The 19,872-nt window shown below is 53.3% G+C and carries 18 protein-coding genes; 7 read left to right on the top strand and 11 right to left on the bottom strand.

Going from position 1 to position 19,872, the window contains the following annotated elements:
* Nucleotides 1-3: 3 nt before the first annotated feature.
* The 3 genes from mdcA to bioH form a co-directional block, all read right to left on the bottom strand.
* Nucleotides 4-1,665, bottom strand: a complete 1,662-nt coding sequence (gene mdcA / locus ACOZIO_RS14405; protein WP_129953819.1) for a malonate decarboxylase subunit alpha — start codon at nt 1,663-1,665, stop codon at nt 4-6.
* 309 nt (nt 1,666-1,974) lie between these two features.
* Nucleotides 1,975-2,244, bottom strand: coding sequence for a YdgH/BhsA/McbA-like domain containing protein (locus ACOZIO_RS14410; protein ID WP_129953820.1), 270 nt, complete (start codon nt 2,242-2,244; stop codon nt 1,975-1,977).
* 232 nt (nt 2,245-2,476) lie between these two features.
* On the bottom strand, nt 2,477-3,247 hold the full coding sequence (gene bioH / locus ACOZIO_RS14415) for a pimeloyl-ACP methyl ester esterase BioH (protein WP_129953821.1): 771 nt from the start codon (nt 3,245-3,247) through the stop codon (nt 2,477-2,479).
* 46 nt (nt 3,248-3,293) lie between these two features.
* Here bioH and gntX point away from each other — a divergent pair, with 46 nt between their 5' ends.
* The 3 genes from gntX to ACOZIO_RS14430 all read left to right on the top strand — a co-directional run bounded on the left by gntX (nt 3,294) and on the right by ACOZIO_RS14430 (nt 6,346).
* Nucleotides 3,294-3,983: a DNA utilization protein GntX gene (gene gntX / locus ACOZIO_RS14420; RefSeq protein WP_421595435.1), complete on the top strand. Its 690-nt coding sequence runs from the start codon at nt 3,294-3,296 to the stop codon at nt 3,981-3,983.
* A gap of 97 nt (nt 3,984-4,080) precedes the next feature.
* Entirely contained in the window at nt 4,081-4,656 is a 576-nt protein-coding gene (gene nfuA / locus ACOZIO_RS14425) for a Fe-S biogenesis protein NfuA (RefSeq protein WP_129953823.1), read from the top strand.
* A 271-nt stretch (nt 4,657-4,927) separates the two neighbouring features.
* Nucleotides 4,928-6,346 carry a DUF7594 domain-containing protein gene (locus ACOZIO_RS14430; RefSeq protein ID WP_129953824.1) on the top strand — a complete coding sequence of 473 codons (1,419 nt, stop codon included), beginning with the start codon at nt 4,928-4,930 and terminating at the stop codon, nt 6,344-6,346.
* 44 nt (nt 6,347-6,390) lie between these two features.
* Here the strand turns inward: ACOZIO_RS14430 and malQ are convergent, their stop codons facing one another.
* From malQ to ulaA, 8 genes are all read right to left on the bottom strand, one after another.
* Nucleotides 6,391-8,466: a 4-alpha-glucanotransferase gene (gene malQ, locus ACOZIO_RS14435; RefSeq protein ID WP_421595436.1), complete on the bottom strand. Its 2,076-nt coding sequence runs from the start codon at nt 8,464-8,466 to the stop codon at nt 6,391-6,393.
* Between the two features lie 8 nt (nt 8,467-8,474).
* Nucleotides 8,475-10,889, bottom strand: a complete 2,415-nt coding sequence (gene malP / locus ACOZIO_RS14440; RefSeq protein WP_129953826.1) for a maltodextrin phosphorylase — start codon at nt 10,887-10,889, stop codon at nt 8,475-8,477.
* 243 nt (nt 10,890-11,132) lie between these two features.
* Entirely contained in the window at nt 11,133-11,822 is a 690-nt protein-coding gene (locus ACOZIO_RS14445) for an L-ribulose-5-phosphate 4-epimerase (protein WP_421595437.1), read from the bottom strand.
* Nucleotides 11,819-12,679 carry an L-ribulose-5-phosphate 3-epimerase gene (locus tag ACOZIO_RS14450; protein WP_129953828.1) on the bottom strand — a complete coding sequence of 287 codons (861 nt, stop codon included), beginning with the start codon at nt 12,677-12,679 and terminating at the stop codon, nt 11,819-11,821. The genes ACOZIO_RS14445 and ACOZIO_RS14450 overlap by 4 nt, the downstream gene beginning before the upstream one ends.
* A 10-nt stretch (nt 12,680-12,689) precedes the next feature.
* Complete coding sequence (locus ACOZIO_RS14455) at nt 12,690-13,346, bottom strand: 3-keto-L-gulonate-6-phosphate decarboxylase UlaD (protein ID WP_129953829.1); 657 nt, start codon at nt 13,344-13,346, stop codon at nt 12,690-12,692.
* A gap of 25 nt (nt 13,347-13,371) precedes the next feature.
* Nucleotides 13,372-13,842, bottom strand: a complete 471-nt coding sequence (gene ulaC, locus ACOZIO_RS14460; protein ID WP_129953830.1) for a PTS ascorbate transporter subunit IIA — start codon at nt 13,840-13,842, stop codon at nt 13,372-13,374.
* Between the two features lie 10 nt (nt 13,843-13,852).
* Nucleotides 13,853-14,161 carry a PTS ascorbate transporter subunit IIB gene (gene ulaB / locus ACOZIO_RS14465; RefSeq protein WP_129953831.1) on the bottom strand — a complete coding sequence of 103 codons (309 nt, stop codon included), beginning with the start codon at nt 14,159-14,161 and terminating at the stop codon, nt 13,853-13,855.
* A 28-nt stretch (nt 14,162-14,189) separates the two neighbouring features.
* The gene (gene ulaA / locus ACOZIO_RS14470; protein WP_258452634.1) at nt 14,190-15,593 is read right to left on the bottom strand and encodes a PTS ascorbate transporter subunit IIC; all 1,404 of its coding nucleotides are present in this window, start codon (nt 15,591-15,593) and stop codon (nt 14,190-14,192) included.
* A 415-nt stretch (nt 15,594-16,008) separates the two neighbouring features.
* Between ulaA and ulaG the strand changes: the two genes are divergently transcribed.
* The 4 genes from ulaG to ACOZIO_RS14490 all read left to right on the top strand — a co-directional run bounded on the left by ulaG (nt 16,009) and on the right by ACOZIO_RS14490 (nt 19,680).
* Nucleotides 16,009-17,073 (top strand): L-ascorbate 6-phosphate lactonase, encoded by a 1,065-nt coding sequence (gene ulaG / locus ACOZIO_RS14475; protein WP_129991475.1) that lies wholly within the window; start codon nt 16,009-16,011, stop codon nt 17,071-17,073.
* Between the two features lie 114 nt (nt 17,074-17,187).
* Nucleotides 17,188-17,943, top strand: coding sequence for an HTH-type transcriptional regulator UlaR (gene ulaR / locus ACOZIO_RS14480; protein ID WP_129953834.1), 756 nt, complete (start codon nt 17,188-17,190; stop codon nt 17,941-17,943).
* An 83-nt stretch (nt 17,944-18,026) separates the two neighbouring features.
* Entirely contained in the window at nt 18,027-18,347 is a 321-nt protein-coding gene (gene glpE, locus ACOZIO_RS14485) for a thiosulfate sulfurtransferase GlpE (RefSeq protein ID WP_129953835.1), read from the top strand.
* A 142-nt stretch (nt 18,348-18,489) separates the two neighbouring features.
* Nucleotides 18,490-19,680: a trans-sulfuration enzyme family protein gene (locus ACOZIO_RS14490; RefSeq protein ID WP_421595438.1), complete on the top strand. Its 1,191-nt coding sequence runs from the start codon at nt 18,490-18,492 to the stop codon at nt 19,678-19,680.
* Nucleotides 19,681-19,872 lie beyond the last annotated feature (192 nt).

A 19,872-nucleotide genomic window follows, 5' to 3' on the forward strand; every position in this document is an offset into this window, starting at 1 on the left:
TGATCACCAGCTACGGAATTTGGCTGGCGGGTTATACAAACCGCCTGACCAGTCAACCAGTTCGCTCACGCTGCCAGCCGCCAGTAAAGAGCGGGTGGCGTCAGTGCGGCGAATGCCCATGTCTTCCGGGAAGACCACCAGTTCCTGACGGCGCAGATCGGCAACGCGTTTGGCGTCAACACCCAGACCGATATCAGTGATACCGGCGACTGCCGCCACCATCGCACGGCGCTCTTCGAGAGAACGGGCGCGGTAAAGATAGGCGATGCCTTCTTCGGTCAGCACGTGGGTCACGTCGTCGCCGTAAATCATCACAGGTGCCAGAGGCATTCCGGATTCTTTACCCACATCGACGGCTTCCAGTTTCTCAACAAATGTCGGTTTGCCACCGGCCTGGAAGGTTTCCACCATCTGTACAACCAGTTTTTTACCGCGTGCCATCGGGTCCGGCTCTTCAATCATGTCGAGCCAGGCTGGCGTGGAGTGACGACGACCGTGCGGGTCATGTCCCATGTTAGGCGCACCACCGAAACCGGCCAGACGACCACGGGTCACGGTGGAGGAGTTCGCCAGGCCATCAACCTGCAAGGTGGAACCGATGAACATATCTACGGCGTACTGACCTGCCAGCTGGCAGAACGCGCGGTTAGAACGCATGGAGCCGTCGGAGCCAGTGAAAAACACGTCAGGACGGGCGCGGATATATTCCTCCATTCCCAGCTCGCCACCGAAGCAGTGAACGGTTTCCACCCAACCGCTTTCGATGGCCGGGATCAACGTCGGATGCGGGTTCAGTGTCCAGTGTTTACAAATTTTGCCGCGCAGACCGAGCCGTTCGCCGTAGGTTGGCAGCAGCAGTTCGATGGCTGCCGTGTTAAAGCCGATACCGTGGTTCAGCGACTGCACGTTGTGCTTCGCGTAGATGCCTTTAATGGCCATCATGGCCATCAGCACGTGAACCGGTTTAATCAGACGTGGGTCACGGGTGAACAACGGTTCGATGAAGAATGGCTTGTCGGCGACGACCACAAAATCGATCCAGTCACCCGGGATATCCACGCGCGGCAGGTCGGTATCTTCATCAACCAGTTCGTTAACCTGCGCAATCACGATGCCGTTTTTGAAGGCTGCGGCTTCGACCAGCGCCGGGGTATCTTCCGTACTTGCACCGGTATACAGGTTGCCTTTGCGGTCAGCTTTGAAGCCCGCGATCAGGGCAATGTTCGGCACCAGATCAACATACAGGCGGGAATACAATTCGATGTAAGTGTGGATCGCACCGATTTCCATCTGACCGTCTTCCAGCAGTTGCGCGATACGCAGGCTTTGCGGGCCAGAGAAGGCGAAATCGAGCTTACGGGCGATACCGCGTTCGAAGAGATCCAGATGTTCAGCGCGGCTGACGCTCGGCATGATCATATGCAGGTCATGCAGCTTTTCAGGGTTCACTTTCGCCAGTGAGCGGGAAAGGAAGTCAGCTTGTTTTTGGTTGTTACCTTCCATCACCACGCGGTCGCCGGAGGCAATCAGCGTTTCGAGGATAGGGATGATTTTATCTGTGGGTAATACTTTACCCTCGGCCACGGAACGGACACTGTCGATACGCCGTTGTTTTTCATTGCGGCGGGTGTCCCACACTTTCGTGGTCTGCGGATGTTGCGGCATGCCAAACCTCCCTGGGTTGAGCTTGCTGAATACTTCCCGGCGTGATGAAACGAGACGATGTTGGGAAGTTCAGTCAAGTGGCGGTTGCATCACATTTGACCTGTTTTGATAGCCTGCTAAGTGTAAGCAGCGAAGAATATTCCATCAATTAAGCGGCCTGACACTTCATTACCCTGAGAGTAACGATCTGCCGTATTTCTTTAAAAACAAATTGATACCGGACAAGGAAAGAGAAGGAGTGCACAGAAAATGAGAAATAAAAAAGGGATGCCCGCAGGCATCCCGGAAATCAGAACAGCTCAAAAGGGATTATTTGAAGACTTCAGCCGTTGCTGTGATTTTCTTCTTCTCCTGAGCCGCAATCACAACATAGTATTTGCCACCCTTTTCATCAGCCAGTTTGGACAGCTCTTCTTTCGCATCCATCGGCGCGGTGTATTCATTGCTGGTCGTGATCACGCCCAGGCTGGTGTAACCTTTATCTTTGGCTTCTTCTTTCGAGATCATCTCAGCCGCCATTGCGTTGAGTGAGAATAACCCCGTCAGAATTGCCGCAACGATAATTTTATTTGATTTCATGACTTTACCTCTAAATTGGATGAATAGTTCTCAAAGAAAGCAGTCAACATATGAACAGCAGGTGCATCTGCGCTGGCATGACCTTCATGGTTAAACACCAGTAAACTCCCCAGAGACGCAAACAGGCTCGCGCAACAATTTACGCCCGCCTTTCACCCCGTCATCATCGGCTTAAGTATTAGTCACCCTTGGGAATTAGCCAGAAAATTGAAAAAAATATTTACATTGGTTTTCAATCTGCAATCAGGAACCGCCCGACAATTTCACAAAACGTTTCCGGATGGGAGATAAACGGCGCATGCGCGGCCTTTTCGATAATTTCCGAACGGGAACCAGGCAGAATCGCATCCAGCAGGGGTACCATTTTGCGGGGCACCAGTCCGTCCAGCGCGCCGTAAATCCGCAGAACAGGCAACGTCAGTACAGTCATCGGCTGGCGTAAATCCACATTGCGTAAGATCTCCAGCCCGCCATTAAGCACATCGACAGAAGGCACCGGCTGACCCAGCACAATGGATTTCAGCAGGCGCGCATCCTGACGTGCGCTGTCGCTGCCGAGCGTCTGCAGTGCCAGAAAGCGCTCGACCGTGCGCTGAAAATCTTCGCTCAGCTGATGCTGGAACCCCTTCAGCACATCGGGGCGGATACCCGGCCAGTCTTCATGAGCCGTAAAACAGGGTGATGACGCCACGGTAATCAGTTTTTCCACACGTTGTGGCACACTCAGGGCTATCTGGCTGGCCACCAGACCGCCCAGTGACCAGCCCAGTAATGAGGCTTTTTCCGGCATGGCGGTGAGCACGGTTTCTGCCATGTCTTCCAGCGTCATCGCCCCGAATCCCTCACTGCGGCCATAGCCCGGCAAATCAATCAGATGCAGACAAAAATGCGGCGCAAGTCGCTCTGCCGTGTAACGCCACACTTCGGCATTCAGTCCCCATCCGTGAAGCAGCACAAGATGGCGATCTCCTTCGCCGATAGTCTCCCGATAAAGCGTATTCATAGCGTATTGTCCGTGTCTGTCTGTTTGGCAAAAGGAACCCGCCACTATGCTAACAATTGCCAGCCGCTGTTGGCTATGCCAGTGTCCGCTGCATCTCCCGGTTCAGGGTATTTGCAGCCTGTGCATGAAATATCTGCCGGTTGCCCCGCCCTGCTGTCTTCGCTGCGGATTGCCTTCCGCCGGGGGCAAAACCGATTGCGGACGATGCCTGTTGAAACCGCCACCCTGGGACGCGATGATCTTCGCCAGTCCTTATGAAATGCCGCTGAGCGAGCTGGTTTTGCGGTTCAAATTCTCAGGACAACCGGAACTGGACACCACGCTCGCCCGTTTGCTGTTGTTACGCTGGCAGGAACGCTACCGGATGAGCAATCTGCCCAGACCCGATGTGCTCCTCAGTGTACCGCTGCATCAAAAACGCTATTTTTCGCGCGGGTATAATCAGAGTGAATTGCTGGCGAAGCCGCTGGCACGATGGCTACATTGTAAATATCTGCCCAATGCCCTGAGCCGTGACCGGCGTACACCGCCGCAACAAAGCCTGAGCGAGCGAGAAAGAAAGTGGAATCTGCGTAAAGCATTCACCTGCCATGTCAGCCTGCGCGATAAGCACGTGATGTTGCTTGACGATGTGGTTACGACCGGCAGCACGGTGCGGGAAATCAGCAAAATTCTGCGCAATCAGGGCTTTGCTTCGCTGCAAATAGCTTGTATTTGCCGGACTTTACAGGCTTGAGCACGTGCTGCTAACACACTGGCAACGTGAAGGGTGACGGGTAAAAACAAAGGGCGTATTATAACCAACCAGAGTAGTCAACTATTGAGCGAATGTTATGATCCTTATTACCGATGCTGCCCAAGAGCACTTTGCCAAATTACTGGCAAACCAGGAAGAAGGCACCCAAATCCGCGTATTCGTGATCAATCCCGGTACGCCAACCGCAGAATGCGGTGTCTCTTATTGCCCACCTGACGCCGTGGAAGCGACGGATACCGAACTGAAGTTCGAAAAACTGTCTGCTTTCATTGATGAATTAAGCGCACCTTATCTGCAAGACGCCGTGATCGACTTCGTCACCGATCAGCTCGGTTCCCAGCTCACGCTGAAGGCACCGAATGCCAAAATGCGTAAGGTTTCTGATGATGCACCGCTGATGGAACGTGTTGAATATCAGCTGCAATCGCAGATTAACCCGCAGCTCGCCAGCCATGGTGGCCGTGTTTCCCTGATGGAAATCACCGATGACGGGATTGCCATTTTGCAATTCGGCGGTGGCTGCAATGGTTGTTCAATGATTGATGTCACACTGAAAGACGGCATCGAGAAAGAACTGCTGCAAAACTTCCCTGAGCTGAAAGGCGTTCGCGACCTGACCGAACACCAGCGCGGCGAACACTCGTTCTACTGATCGCCTGAGCACATTTCAGTCTCCATCATCAAGGGTTCAGCACTGCTGAGCCCTTTTTATTGCCTGTTTCCCCCCTTCCGGATGTGCCCTTGATGGTACAACCAGACCCGCTGTCAGCGCCTGCGGATTGCGCATAAAACAGAGGCAGGGGAAAAGGAATCGTGTAATACAACACGTCTCAGACCTGCTTTTTGCCGCAGGCGTCAGGCACGGAACACACACTTCCCCGGATGTCATTTCTAAGGAAATCACTGTCTGTCCGGAGTCTGTTATGAAAAAAATCTTACGCGTTTTAGTGCCTCTCGCAGGTCTGTTCGCCCTGACACCGCTGGTGTCTCATGCGGCGTCCGGCCAGTCGAACGTCTCCTGTTCCTACAGTCACACGCTGGGCGACGATGCCATTCTGATGTTTGGTATGCCCAATCATGCGATGCTCCATGACTTCTTCGGTAACACCAGCACGGATGCGTATTCCACCTACGATACGTTGCAGGCAAAACCGGAAACCACCTGCGACAACAGGGCAGATTCCACCGCCTATTGGGCACCGACCATGAAACTGCCTTCAGGTGAAGTGGTGAAGCCGTCGTATCAGAAAACCTACTATCAGGCTAACTCGGTAGAAAAGTATCCGCTGACGCCTTTCCCAAAGGGGTTACAGTTGCTGGCAGGGGATCACGTGGGCACCGCACCCAATCCGCACGTCAGCTTCTTGTGTGCCAATGGGAACGGCTACACAAACACCGCCGATCAGGTCTGTGGTTTGCGCTCAGGCGGGGATGCCGTGCAATTCAACATCGGCATTAACTTCCCTAACTGCTGGGACGGCGTTCATCTGATACCGGTAAATGGACAAGCGAATGCCACGTATGACTCAAACAATGTCTGTCCTGCGGCTTTTCCGGTGAAAATACCTAAGGTCAACATGAACATTGCCTACGTGTTGCCGCAGATCACCTCACTGGATACCAGCAAAATACAGCTTTCGCTGGACCCTGAAATGGTCGGTGATCAACGCATCGAGAAGTGGGGCAGCATTTACACCGCCCATGGAGATTTTGTGAATGGCTGGCCTGAACAGTCAGCGAAATACATGACCGACTTGTGTATGAATCTGGCTTTCGATTGCAGTAACAGTATTCCTTTCAGTTACGAGCCTGCACTGGAAGACACGGTCGTCAGCAGTACCAACAGCAGCACCAATTACGGCACCAGCACGTTGCTGACCGCCAGCGACAACTGGAAAAACGGCGGTCATGCCAGTAACCCGGAAAGCCTGATCCTGTTTAAGTTTAAAATTCCTGCACTGCCGGAAGCCATCCCGGCCTCTGAAGAGGGATTGTTCGTCTACCGTCTGCGGGTGTTTGGTGGCAATGCGGCTTCCAGCGCCACCGGCAAGCTGAATGTCTACAGCACATCCACGGACTGGGATGGCAAAACAGTGAACTGGGATAACCATCCGGCAACGGATTACCAGTCAGCTGGCACCATCTCGATGAATAATAACCGTCAGTATCGCGACGCTATCGTGGATACGGCTGTTCGCCAGGCGCTGGCAGAAGGCAAAACGGAAGTCGCTTTCTACCTCGGTGGTGACCAGAATGGCGGAACCTATACCTTCGATTCCACCGAAACCAACCATCCACCGTTGTTGATCGTGAAAGGCTACAAGGCGGTAACAGAGAATTAATCACAGCGGCCTGAGGAAACTCAGGCCCTTTTCTGCCTCCTGGATTACCCCTTTCGCCGTTTGCTCAAATCGGCCAGCAGCGCATCAATATGCTCATCGCCAAACATCTCCTCCAGCGTCCGCGACAACTTGCGTCGCCAGTTGGGGTATTCGGTATTGGTGCCCGGCACGTTCACTGGTGTGGACATGTCCAGCCAGTCTTCCGGTTGCAGGCCCAGTAATGCGCTGGCACTGCCCGCCAGATAACGTTGTAAACCCCGGTTGAGCAGCGGTGTCATCGGCATATTTTCAGCACTGCGGCGGGTCGATTTCGGTACACATTGTTTCAGATGCAGCGCATTAAGAAGCCCCTGCTTGCTACGTTCGCGCTCCCCGCGCAGTTTTTCCAGCACGTGTGGATCCGGGTATATCCCCAGAGATGCGCCCAGTGTTAAATCACCGCCTTCCCAGTAACCCCGCAACGTGGGTAAATCATGCGTGGTCACGGTCGCCATCGCTTGCGAAACATAGTCTTCCGGCGGGTGGTACCGGAAGTTTTTATCGTGTTCGAAATACAACACTTTGTAGGAATACACGCCGCTATCACGCAGACTGGCGAGGATTTCTTTCGGCACGGTGCCCAGATCTTCACCAATCACCATGCACCGATGCCGCTGGCTTTCCAAAGCCAGTACGCCGAGTAAATCCTCCAGCGGGTAACGGACATAGGCACCGCTGCCCGCGTCCTGGTCAGCAGGTATCCACCACAAACGCAGCAACCCCATCACATGATCGATACGCAATGCGCCGCATTCCGCCATATTTGCCCGTAGCAAATCAATAAACGGCTGATAGGCACGGGCTTTCATTTCGTGTGGATCAATGGGTGGAAGCCCCCAGTTTTGCCCCTGAGGTCCGAGAATATCGGGCGGCGCGCCGACTGTGGCATTCAGACAATACAGCGCCGGATCGGACCAGGTTTCCGCACCGCCTTGCGCCACGCCCACCGCCAGATCGCGGTATAAACCAACGGGCATCCCCAGCTCCACGCTGCGCTGATAACATTCAGACAGCTGCGTATGCGCCAGCCATTGCTGCCACTGATAAAACGCAATTTCACCGGCGTAACGCTCACTGAATTCATGTACGTCTGCACTTTTCGCATCGCGATAGGTATCCGGCCACACCGGCCATCCCCACTCGCCCAGCCCCTGATCGCGCAGATGCACATGCAATGCATCGAACAGTGCTTGTTGCCGCAGACTGTCACCGCCTTGCGCCACGAACTGCCGGAAATCCTGCTTACGCGTACTGTTTTCCGGCAGCCCGCAAAACAGCCGCCATGCCAGTTTCAGCGCCGCCAGTTTCAGTTCCATCACCCGCGGATAATCAACAAACCCGGCGCTGCGCACCTGCAATAACGCATCACGCGTCTCAATAGAATGCCACCAGGTTTGTGCCTCGCTGCTGCTGGTAAATTCCTCCACGGCACTGACATCGATATAGGTCAGATTCAGCCAGCGGCGGGACGAGGGACTGTACGGGCTGGCACTTTGTGGATTCGCCGGGTAGAGCGCGTGTATCGGATTCAGTCCGACGAATGCCCCGCCGCGCTGGCCGACTTCTTCGACCATTTTTTTCAGGTCACCAAAATCGCCGACGCCCCAGTTATTCTCCGAGCGCAACGTGTAAAGCTGAACGGTCGCGCCCCACAGTTTTTTTCCTGCCAGCAATGCTTCAGGCTCATAACAGCGCGGCGGCACAACGATTATCCGGCAGGGCCAGACGTTGCCGTTTTGCGATAACGTCAGCAGGTGATAGCCGGCAGGCAGCAACACACCGAGATCCAGCGCCTTGCCTGCGGCGATCTCACCCTGTGTCTGGCTGCCATTTTCCTGCGTCAGTTGCCAGCTAAATACACCACTGACTTCCGGTGTCACCAGCACTTTTTTGCCTTGCGTAAATACTTTAACGGGCGGCACAGGTGTAACCTCCGGCACATAAGCCGGATCACGCCCCATAGCGGCCAGCAAGGCGACACGCGTGTCATCGGACACTATTTCCACGTCATCCGTCATATTAATGAAACTGTCTACAATGCCTGCCCGGCGCGCGGCCTCAGCAAGTTGCTTATTCTCCATATCGGCTCCTATCTTTTAGCCTGCCAGATGCGTTGCTGGTAATCGCGGACGGAGCGGTCGGCGCTGAACATACCTACGCGGGCCGTGTTGAGCAACGTACGGCGTGTCCATTCATCGGCATTACGGTAAAGCGTATCCACTTCTTTTTGTGCCTCGCAATACGCGGCAAAATCCGCCAGCACCAGATACGGATCACCGCCATCGAGCAGACTGTTCAGCATCAGATCGAAGGCTTTTTTGTCACCATTGGCATAAAAGCCGCTGGCAAGCTCATCGAGAATCGATTTGAGATGTTTGTCCTTTTTGACCCACGCTTTCGGCTTATAGCCTTTTTTCAGCTGCGCTTTCACTTCATCGACCGTCAGACCAAAGATAAAAATATTGTCCTCACCGACCTGTTCGGCAATCTCGACGTTTGCGCCGTCGAGCGTACCGATAGTCAGCGCACCATTCAGCGCCAGTTTCATGTTGCCGGTGCCGGAGGCTTCCTTACCGGCAGTTGAAATCTGTTCCGACACATCCGCCGCCGGGATCATCAGTTCTGCCACTGAGACACAATAATCGGGAATGAACACCACTTTAAGACGATCGGCGACGATCGGATCATTGTTGATCTTCTCCGCCACCTGATTGATCGCATAGATAATGTTTTTTGCGAGGTAATATCCGGGCGCAGCCTTCGCACCAAACAGAAAAACGCGCGGCACGATATCCAGCTTAGGGTTATCGCGTAACTGGCGATACAGCGAAAGAATGTGCAACAGATTGAGATGCTGACGTTTGTATTCGTGCAGACGTTTAATCTGCACATCGAAAATCGCCTCGGGATTAAGCCTGATGCCCATGCGCTGCCAGACATATTCCGCCAGCCGCACTTTGTTATCGTGCTTAATTTTGCGGTACTGTTTGCAGAATTTTTTGTCTTTGATGCCGTCTTCCAGACCTTTCAGCAGGTCAAGATTGTTGACCCAACTGTCGGTTTTCAGCCGTTCATCAATCAGTGCCGACAGCGCCGGATTACACTGTTTCAGCCAGCGGCGTGGCGTGATGCCGTTGGTCACGTTATGGAACTTTTCCGGCCACAACTGGTAATATTCCGGGAACAGATCTTTGACCACCAGATCTGAATGCAGCGCCGCAACACCGTTTACGGCAAATCCGGCAACCACGCACAGATTCGCCATACGCACCTGTTTGTCATGATGGACAGCAAGCTTCGCCCAGACCGCCTCGTCGCCGGGCCATTGTTTGCTGACCCGTTTCTTAAAGTCAGCATTAATCTGTTTGATAATCTGAAAATGACGCGGCAGCAGACCGCGCACCAGACGCTCGTCCCAGGTTTCCAGCGCTTCCGGCATCAGCGTATGGTTGGTATATGCGAAGGTACGGCTGGTGATACGCCACGCGTCATTCCAGCTCAGCTGATGTTCATCGATCAGTACGCGCAGCATTTCAGGAATGGCGATAGTCGGATGTGTATCGTTGAGCTGGATAACTTCATAATCTGGCAGCTCGCTGATTTTACGACCCAGGAAATGGTGACGCCGCAGGATATCGGCCACCGAGCAGGCACACTGGAAATACTGCTGCATCAGTCGCAGACGTTTACCGGCCTGATGGTTGTCGTTCGGATACAGGACTTTGGTGAGTTTGGCGGCATCGATACCCTGTTGTTCGGCTTTCAGAAACTCGCCGTCATTAAACTTTTCGAGATCAAACGGATGAGGGTGCGTGGCTTCCCACAAGCGCAACGGTTGCGTGATGCCGTTGCGATAACCCATCACCGGCAAATCCCAGGCTTCACCGCGCAGGGTAAATTCCGGTTCCCAGCGTGAAACGCCCTGCTCATTCTTTACAATTTTACCGCCAATACCGACATTTACCGCCAGCGAGCTATTATGGCGGAACCACGGATATTCGCTGCGATGCCAGTCGTCCGGTGATTCTTTCTGTTTACCATCGACAAAACGCTGGCGGAATAAACCGTACTGATAATTCAGGCCGTAACCGATACCAGGTTGCCCGACCGATGCCATCGCATCGAGATAACAGGCCGCCAGCCGCCCCAGCCCGCCATTGCCCAGTGCCGGGTCGATTTCTTCTTCCAGCAGATCGGTCAGGTTGATATCAAAAGATTCCAGCACAGTGGCAATTTTTTCATACCAGCCGAGATTAATCAGGTTATTGCCGGTCAGACGGCCGACCAGAAATTCCATCGAAATATAGTTAACGTGGCGGGTAATTTTTTTATTTTTACTGCTGACCGGCTCGCTTTGCGGGGGAAGTTGCTCAGCAACGGCGGCACTGACGGCATGCCACCACTGGTGACGGGTCATATCAGAAGCTGAAGTAAGTCCGAACGCTTGCCACTGGCGGGTGAGTGCTGACAAAAAAACATCTTGCTTGAACGTGATCTTCGACATAGGGCAGTCTCTTTTCTGTCTGAGGGGACGGAATACTTCCGTGAGAAAAAGCCTGATTGCAGTAAAAAGCGTGATCCCAATATCTATGTATAAACCCTATGCTGGAAAAATGCTCACTGCGGGAGAGGGGAAAAATGCATGAAATCATGTCGGAGGGGTGACGGTGATGCCATTAATACCCCATCCCTGCCTCCCCTGCGAAGAGGGAGTTGAAGTGGAGTTTTAATGGCCTCTCAATAGCTATTATTTCTGCCCGTAATACGCATCCGGCCCGTGTTTACGGCTGAAGTGCTTGTGCAATAAATAATCGTCCATCGGCAATAGGTCGCGCCGGATTGTACCGGTGATCCACGCCATTTTAGCCACTTCTTCCAGCACCACAGCGTTATGTACCGCCTGCTCCGGCGTAGTGCCCCAGCAGAACGGACCATGCTGGGCAACCAGGATGCCCGGCATATGCAGCGGATCGGTGCCGGTCAGCGACGCGGCGATCACCTTACCGGTTTCCAGTTCGTACTCTCCGCCGACCTCCTGACGCGACAATGGTCGTGTGCACGGAACGGCACCGGCAAAATAATCCGCGTGCGTGGTGCCGAGCGGCGGGATGGCGATCCCGGCCTGCGCCCATGACGTCGCATAGGTCGAATGGGTATGCACAATACCGCCCAGCTGCGGAAAACGGGCGTACAGCTCAAGATGCGTTGCGGTATCTGAAGACGGTTTGTAATGCCCTTCCACGATGCCACCTTGCAGGTTCAGCACCACCATGTCACGGGCCTGCATTTTCTCATATTCCACACCGCTCGGTTTAATGGCAACCAGGCCGCGTTCGCGGTCGATACCGCTGACGTTGCCCCAGGTAAATGTCACGAGGCCAAAAGCCGGTAGCGCCATATTGGCTTCAAACACGCGTTGTTTCAGGGCCTCCGTCATAAGGTGTCCTCCATGTTCAGCCCGGCTTTTTGCATTTTATCGATCACCCAGGCGCGGGCGTTGCGCACTTCCTGTATCGGATCGGCAGCGGTTTCACTCCACATTTCGATAAGATACGGCCCGCGATAACCGCTTTTTTGCAACGTCGCAAAGCAGCGTTCGAACTCCACCACACCGCTGCCGAAGGGTACGTTTTTAAATATGCCGGGCTGCGTGTCTTTAATATGTACGGCAACGATATGCCCCGCGCCACTTGCCAGTTCCATCTGCACGTCGTTATCCCATGCCGACAAGTTGCCGATATCAGGGTAAAGCTGAAACCACGGATTGTTCAGATAATGTGTGTAGCCGAGCGCTTTGCTGATCGAATTCATCAGCGGATAATCCATGATTTCCATCGCCAGCGTGACCTGCGCACGGCTGGCCATTTCAACCGATGTCTGTAAGCCATCACGAAAACGTTCACGGGTATTTTCATTAGCCTGCTGGTAATACACGTCATAACCGGCAAGCTGGATCACGCGGATGCCTAAATCCTGCGCCAGCACGATAGCCTTGCGCATGATTTCCAGGCCCTGATTGCGGGTTTCATCGTCTTCGGCACCAAGCGGAAAGCGTCGGTGTGCGCTCAGGCACATCGACGGAATGCGGATGCCGGTATGCGATATTGCCTCCACCACCCGCAAACGTTGCCCGCGTGACCAGTCAAGCCGTGCCAGCCGGTTGTCGGTTTCATCCACCGACATTTCAACGAAATCGAAGCCCAGTTCTTTCGCCAGTGTCAGGCGCATCAGCCAGTCTTCGCCCGCAGGCAAGGCTTTTTCATAGATACCGAGCGGAACGGCTTTATGCATCATGCGGTGTTCCTTAGCCCCAGAGCTGGCGAATGGATTTTTTAAACTGACGTGCTGCATCAACCGGATCTTTGGCGTCGCGGATGCTGCGACCGGCGATAAAGACGTGCACAGGAATGTCTTTAAACAGCGGCAAATCTTCCAGTGCCAGTCCTCCGGTAATGGTCACTTTGAAACCCATGGCAGAAAGATGTTTAATCGCCGTGATATCAGCATCGCTCCAGGCCACACCGGCGGCCTGCGCGTCGCGGCTGCGGTGATAAACCACCTGCTGAATGCCTGCGTCACGCCATTCCTGCGCCTGCTCCCACGTCCAGTAACCGGTCAGTTCAATCTGCACGTCGCCGTTGAATTCTTTCGCCACTTCCAGCGCACCTTTGGTGGTGTTGATGTCAGCACAACAAATGACCGTCACCCAGTCAGCATTAGCTTCGAAGCACATCCGCGAGAGAATCTTTCCTGCATCCGCGATTTTGGCATCGGCCAGCACAATTTTTTCCGGATACAAAGCTTTAAGGTCGCGTACCGCACGCACACCTTCGGCGACGCACAAAATAGTACCGACTTCGATGATGTCGACTTCACCGGCGATCAGACGCGTGGTCTTGTAAGCGTCGTCCATTGACTGGTTATCCAGCGCCACCTGCAACATAGGTAATGAATGAGACATAATGAATTCCTTCTCTGCTAATGAATTAGTGAACCGCCGTGGCGGAGGTCAGGTCGATCAAATCCAGTACCTGTTGCGCGGTGGTACAGGCGCGCAGGCGGTCAAAATTGGCTTCATCATCAAAAAGGTTTACCACCTGCATGATGCCAATCTCCTGATGTGCGTTGGCATCCACCGCCGCCAGCGTAATAAGAATGTCCACCGGATCGTTATCTTCGTGGTTGAACACCAGCGGTTTTTTCAGTGTCACCAGCGCAAAGCCAGTTTTAATCACACCTTCTTCCGGGCGACCATGTGGCATGGCAAGCCCGGGCGCGATCACGAAATACGGTCCGAAACGTCCGACACCATCCAGAATCGCCTGGTAATAACGCGGCTCAACCACACCCGCGACGACCAGCATATCGACGCCAATTTTCACCGCGTCCTGCCAGGTTTCTGCCTCAGCATTCAGGCAAATCGAGTTATTTTCAGCCAGTGAATCTCTCAGTTTCATGGCATGTTCCTTATTTTCTCAGATCAGCAGAAAAATGAGCGTTGATGACGGCCATCACTTTCGGGCCGAAGTCCGCCGCCGACAGCATATTGCGGACACCGACCACATATTTATTGCCGCTGACAGTAATTTCATCCGCCACGTGGGTAGACGCGACGATAATGTCCGCACTGCCCAGCTCTGATTTGTATTCACCCACCGCGCAACTGTTCATGGTGTGGTCCACACCCTCCTGTGTCAGGAACTGACCGATTTTCATCTTCATGATCATCGAACTGCCTTGCCCGCAACCGCATACCGCCAGAATTCGTACTGTCATGGGAACCTCATTGGTTTGTGAGAAGTCATTAGTGAGAAGTGGATTGATTAAGGGTTTGTTTTTCCGCGTCTTCTTCAGCGCGCAGTGCGCGACCGGCAAAAAACATATACAGCAGTGCGATCACCACGATAATGCCCATAAAAGCAATGCCGATACTGAAGAAGCCCTGCATCATTGGCGGTGCCAGAATCGACCAGTCGGCCATGCCCATCCAGGCACTCAGGCCGGTGAGTTTAATGGCCCATACACAGCCGAAAATTTCGATCATTCCCATCACCAGACAGATTTTCAGCGCTGCGCGCCAGCCGCCGAAGTGGTTGGCAAACACGCCGATTGTGGCGTTGGAGAAGAACATCGGGATAAAGCCGGGAATAATCATGATCGAAGAGCCCATGCCGAACAGAATGCCGACGGCAATCAGCTGGCCGATAGTGCCCCACATAAAGCCCCAGACCACGGCGTTCGGTGCAAAGCTGTAGATGGCCGCACAGTCGATGGCCAGAACGGCACCGGGAATTAAGCGTTGAGAGATGCCGTTAAAGGCTTCGGTCAGTTCAGCGACGAACATCCGCACGCCCTGAATGATGATGAAAATCGCCACCGCAAACATCAGACCGGTTTGCAGAATGTAGATGGTCCAGTGAGTTTTTCCGGCCATTTGCTGCAGGGTGTCGAGGCCGAAGGAACACAGGATGATGCCAAAGAACACCGTCATCACGATGGCGGTGGAGACGATATTGTCATGGAAGATATTCAGCCAGCCGGGCAATTTGAGGTCTTCCACGCTGTCTTCTTTTTTACCGAGATATGGCGCGATTTTATAGGCTATCCACGACGCAAATTGCTGCTGATGACCTATCGAGAAACCGCTGTTTTCAGTCACCGCCTGCGTCGGTTTGTACATCATGTTTGAGGTGATGCCCCAGTAGAGCGACACCAGAATGGCCGTTGACCAGATGGTCGTCCACATCGGATAGCCCATGATGAAGAAGAACACCGCAATCAGCCCCGCCTGCTGGAACATGATGTGCCCGGTGAGCATGATGGTGCGGATGCCGGTGATACGGCGGAATATCACCATCAGGATATTCAGTGCAAGGGCGATCAGCACCGCATATCCGACCCAGCTGTAAGCCTCACCCATGCGTTCGACTGTTGCCATCATTGAAGCGTAGGTGTCTGAAATGGCACCATTAATGCCATACACTTCTGAAAGTTTCGCCACCACCGGTTTGAACGTCCCCGTGAGAATGCCGGAACCTGCCTGTAGCAACATGAAGCCGATGATGGTCTTGATCGTGCCTTTGATGATCACCGTGGCGCTCTTTCTGAGCAGGATGTAACCGAGCATGGTCACAATACCCAACAGCAGCGGCGCGTTGGTCATTACCTGATTAAAAAATACGGTGAAGATGGTGTAGAGGAATTCCATAAGACTCTCCGTCTGACCTTGTTTGATCTCTTCAACGCGCTCACACATCAAACTTCGCGCTAAAAAGTGAGGGACAGACGCACTCTAATGCTCACATCGAATCAGATAAAGATTCACAATGATTATTTGTGAGCAGTCTCGCAAGATATCGTCATGAGCTTGAATTTATTTATGCATCCGAAACTTTATATTTATTCGATATTTCAGTTATATAACTCTATAAAAAACATCTCATCATACCCTAGATCCGGTCACTCCCCCTGCTGGCAGGCATTTCTTGCCATGGAAAAACCCGCTTTAAAATCATTGTCACAATGAATTTTCAATGATAACTTTCGCACAAATAAATCATATTTAATCATTAAATGATTTATTGTGATTCTATTTTCAAAGCAAATTCAAATGAGGAAATATTATGAGCAAAGTAGAAACGATCAGCCGCGAGTCCTGGATCCTCAGTACCTTTCCGGAATGGGGCACCTGGTTAAACGAAGAAATCGAGCAGGAAAAGGTCGCGCCGGGCACGTTTGCCATGTGGTGGCTGGGCTGCACGGGGGTCTGGCTGAAATCAGAGGGCGGTGCGAATATTTGTGTCGATTTCTGGTGCGGCGTCGGCAAGCAAAATCACAGCAGCCCGTTGATGAAAACCGGCCACCAGATGCAGCGCATGGCCGGTGTGAAGAAGCTACAGCCGAATCTGCGCACCACGCCGTTTGTGCTCGATCCCTTTGCGATCAGGGAGATCGACGCAGTGTTATCCACTCACGATCACAATGATCATATTGATGTGAACGTCGCCGCTGCCGTCATGCAAAATTGTTCTGCCGACGTGCCCTTTATCGGCCCGCAAACCTGCGTGGACTTGTGGATGAGCTGGGGCGTACCGGCAAACCGGTGCATCGTGATGACGCCGGGCAAAGTGGTGAGAATCAAAGATGTGGAAATCCACGCGCTGGATTCTTTTGACCGCACGGTGCTGATCACCCTGCCCGCCGGCCAGAAAGCTGCGGGCGTATTACCCGATATGATGGATCAGCGTGCAGTGAATTATCTGTTCAAAACGCCGGGCGGAAACCTGTATCACAGCGGCGACTCGCACTATTCCAACTACTATGCCAAACACGGCAATGAGTACCAGATTGACGTGGCACTCGGCTCGTACGGCGAGAACCCGCGCGGCGTGACCGACAAAATGACCAGCGTCGATATGCTGCGTATGGCGGAATCACTGAGAACCAAAGTGGTGATCCCGTTCCATCATGATATCTGGTCTAATTTCCAGGCCGATCCCCAGGAAATACGTGTGCTGTGGGAGATGAAAAAAGACCGTCTGAAATACGGCTTCAAGCCCTTTATCTGGCAGGTAGGCGGCAAATTCACCTATCCGGATGATAAAGATAATTTCGAATATCATTACCCGCGTGGTTTTGACGACTGCTTTAGCACAGACACGGATTTACCGTTCAAATCCTTCCTGTAAGACATCTTTCTAAAAGGCGGAGGCAACAGACTCCGCCGTTTTATTAACAATGTAATTGCCATTACTGCTCGTTTATAATCACGCGGTAATCACCTATTCACCTGCGGAGCCACCATGACTGAGCCACAACGCCACAATGCCATTCTCGATCTGCTACAACGCCAGGGGCAGATTTCCGTTGCCGATGTGATTGATCAATTTGATATTTCACCGGCCACGGCGCGTCGTGACATTACCAAGCTCAATGAACTGGGGAAGTTGCGTAAAGTGCGCAACGGCGCGGAAGCCGTTAATCAGCCACGTCAGAACTGGACACCGCTGAATATTCACCAGACGCACAATCTCAACGAGAAAATGCGTATCGCTAAAGCAGCAGCCGAACTGTGCCTGCCGGGTGAAAGCGTGGTGATTAACTGCGGTTCGACGGCATTTCTGCTGGGCCGTGAAATGTGCGGAAAAGACATTCAGGTCATCACTAATTATCTGCCGCTGGCTAATTACCTGATTGAGCAGGAGCACGACAGCGTGGTGATCATGGGGGGGCAATACAATAAAAGTCAGTCCATTACGCTGGCACCTCAGGACGGCGACGCCAGTCTGTATGCGGGGCACTGGATGTTTACCAGCGGTGCCGGGCTGACCCCCGACGGCCTGTACAAAACTGATATGCTTACCGCAATGGCCGAACAGAAGATGCTCAATTATGTGGGAAATCTGGCGGTGCTGGTCGACAGCAGCAAAATCGGTCAGCGTGCAGGCATGTTGTTCAGCCGCACCGAACAAATTGATGTGCTGATCACCGGCAAAGAAGCGAACGATGAAATCATCGGACAGTTACGCCAAAAAGGCGTGAAAGTGATCCTGGTTTAACTTTATCCCTTCTCTTTGTCTGGTCTTAGTTGTGCCATTATTGGGTAGAATGTGGGCATCACCTTTTATGAGGCACGACCAGAATGGAACAATTTGAAGCAATCAGCGTAGAACAAGCCCGTAACCGCCTGACAGCTGGCGAAGCGGTGATGGTCGATATCCGCGACCCGCAAAGCTTCGGCGCAGCACATGCACCGGGTGCCTGGCATCTGAGTAACGACAGCCTGCCTGAATTTATTCAGCAGACCGATGCCAAAACACCGGTGCTGGTGATGTGCTATCACGGTATCAGCAGCCGGGGTGCCGCACAGTTTCTGATCTCTCAGGGTTTCGAATCGGTCTACAGCGTTGACGGCGGTTTCGAAGCCTGGTCAAAAACTTTTCCGCAAGATATTGAAGTCTGATCCTCTCTTTATTTGTCCCTGGCGCAAGCTATAGTCTTTATAACCAGGCTATCGGGTTTGCGCCGAAAATATTCTTAAGCCGAAAAAGCTACCTTTCTCCAGTGTTGATATAATTTCCGCCTACTATCGACAGGATTTCAAGATGAAAAATCTGAACACTTCACGTTCTTTAGGGTTGCGTACGCTCGCCGTTCATGGTGGACAGCAGCCCGATGCTCTGACCGGCGCCATTGCCACGCCAATCACCGCCGCATCGGCATTTTCATACCCGGATTTCGACAGCGGCGCACGCCGTTTCAGCGGTGAAGAACCGGGCTATATTTACAGCCGTTTCGCCAATCCGACCGTGGCCGTTTTCGAACAAAAACTGGCAGTGCTCGAAGGCGCAGAAACCGCCGTCGCCTGTGCCAGTGGCATGGCGGCGATCAGCGCCACGCTGTTTGCCCTGCTGGTTCCCGGCGATGAAATCATTCATATCGGCACGCTGTACGGCGGTACCGAAGGCGTAGTGCGTAATTTGCTGCCGCGATATGGTATCAAACCGGTTCACGTTGCGAATGTGAATGAACTGGAAGCCGCATTCACCAAAAATACCAAAGTGGTACTGGTGGAAACTCCCGCTAATCCGGGGCTGGATATCGCCGATCTGGCAGAAATCGCGCGTCTTTCCAAAGCGGCCGGTGCGGTCAGTGTGGCGGATAACACTTTCGCCACGCCGTACCTGACACGTCCGCTGGCGCTGGGTATTGATATCGTTCTGCATTCCGCGACCAAATACATCAGCGGTCATGGCGATGCGACCGGCGGTGTGGTGGCCGGTTCGGCGGCGTTGATCACGCCCATCCGTACCCTGAGTCTGAAACAATTTGGCGGTAACCTGAGCCCGTTCGAAGCCAGTTTGCTGATCCGCGGCCTGAAAACACTGCCGCTGCGCGTCGAAGCCAGTTCGCTGAGCGCACAGGCGGTGGCGGAATTCCTCGACAGCCACAGCGCGGTAGATACCGTGTTCTATCCGGGGCTGAAACAGCATCCGGGACACGCCACCGCCTCACGCCAGATGAAACTGTTTGGCGGCATCATGGCGATTGAGCTGAAAGGCGGGCTGAACGCCGCACGGACTTTCCTTGATAAGCTGAGCATTATCACGCAGGCGGTCTCGCTCGGCGACACCGATTCGCTGGCCTGCCATCCGGCATCCACCACGCACAGCGCCGTCGCGCCGGAAGTCCGCCGTCAGAGCGGTATCACCGACGGGCTGGTGCGCATCAGCATCGGTATCGAAGACACCGAAGACCTGATTGCTGATCTGCAACAGGCGCTTGAAGGGCTTTAAGGGCTTGATTTTGCAACACCGTCATCCGGCGGTGTTGCAAAAGACTTCGATCCTCATCACATCACTATAATTTTCTATTCGCAGATAACCGCACAGCATGCCTAAATTCCCCTCCTTTATCCTTCTGACGTTATAATCGACATCCCCCACGCTGGCAGATAAGGTATTGCCCTAAAATGACGGCAACAAATC

The sequence above is a fragment of the Rahnella sp. PD4 genome (assembly GCF_049199325.1).
Taxonomy (GTDB): Bacteria; Pseudomonadota; Gammaproteobacteria; order Enterobacterales; family Enterobacteriaceae; genus Rahnella; species Rahnella perminowiae.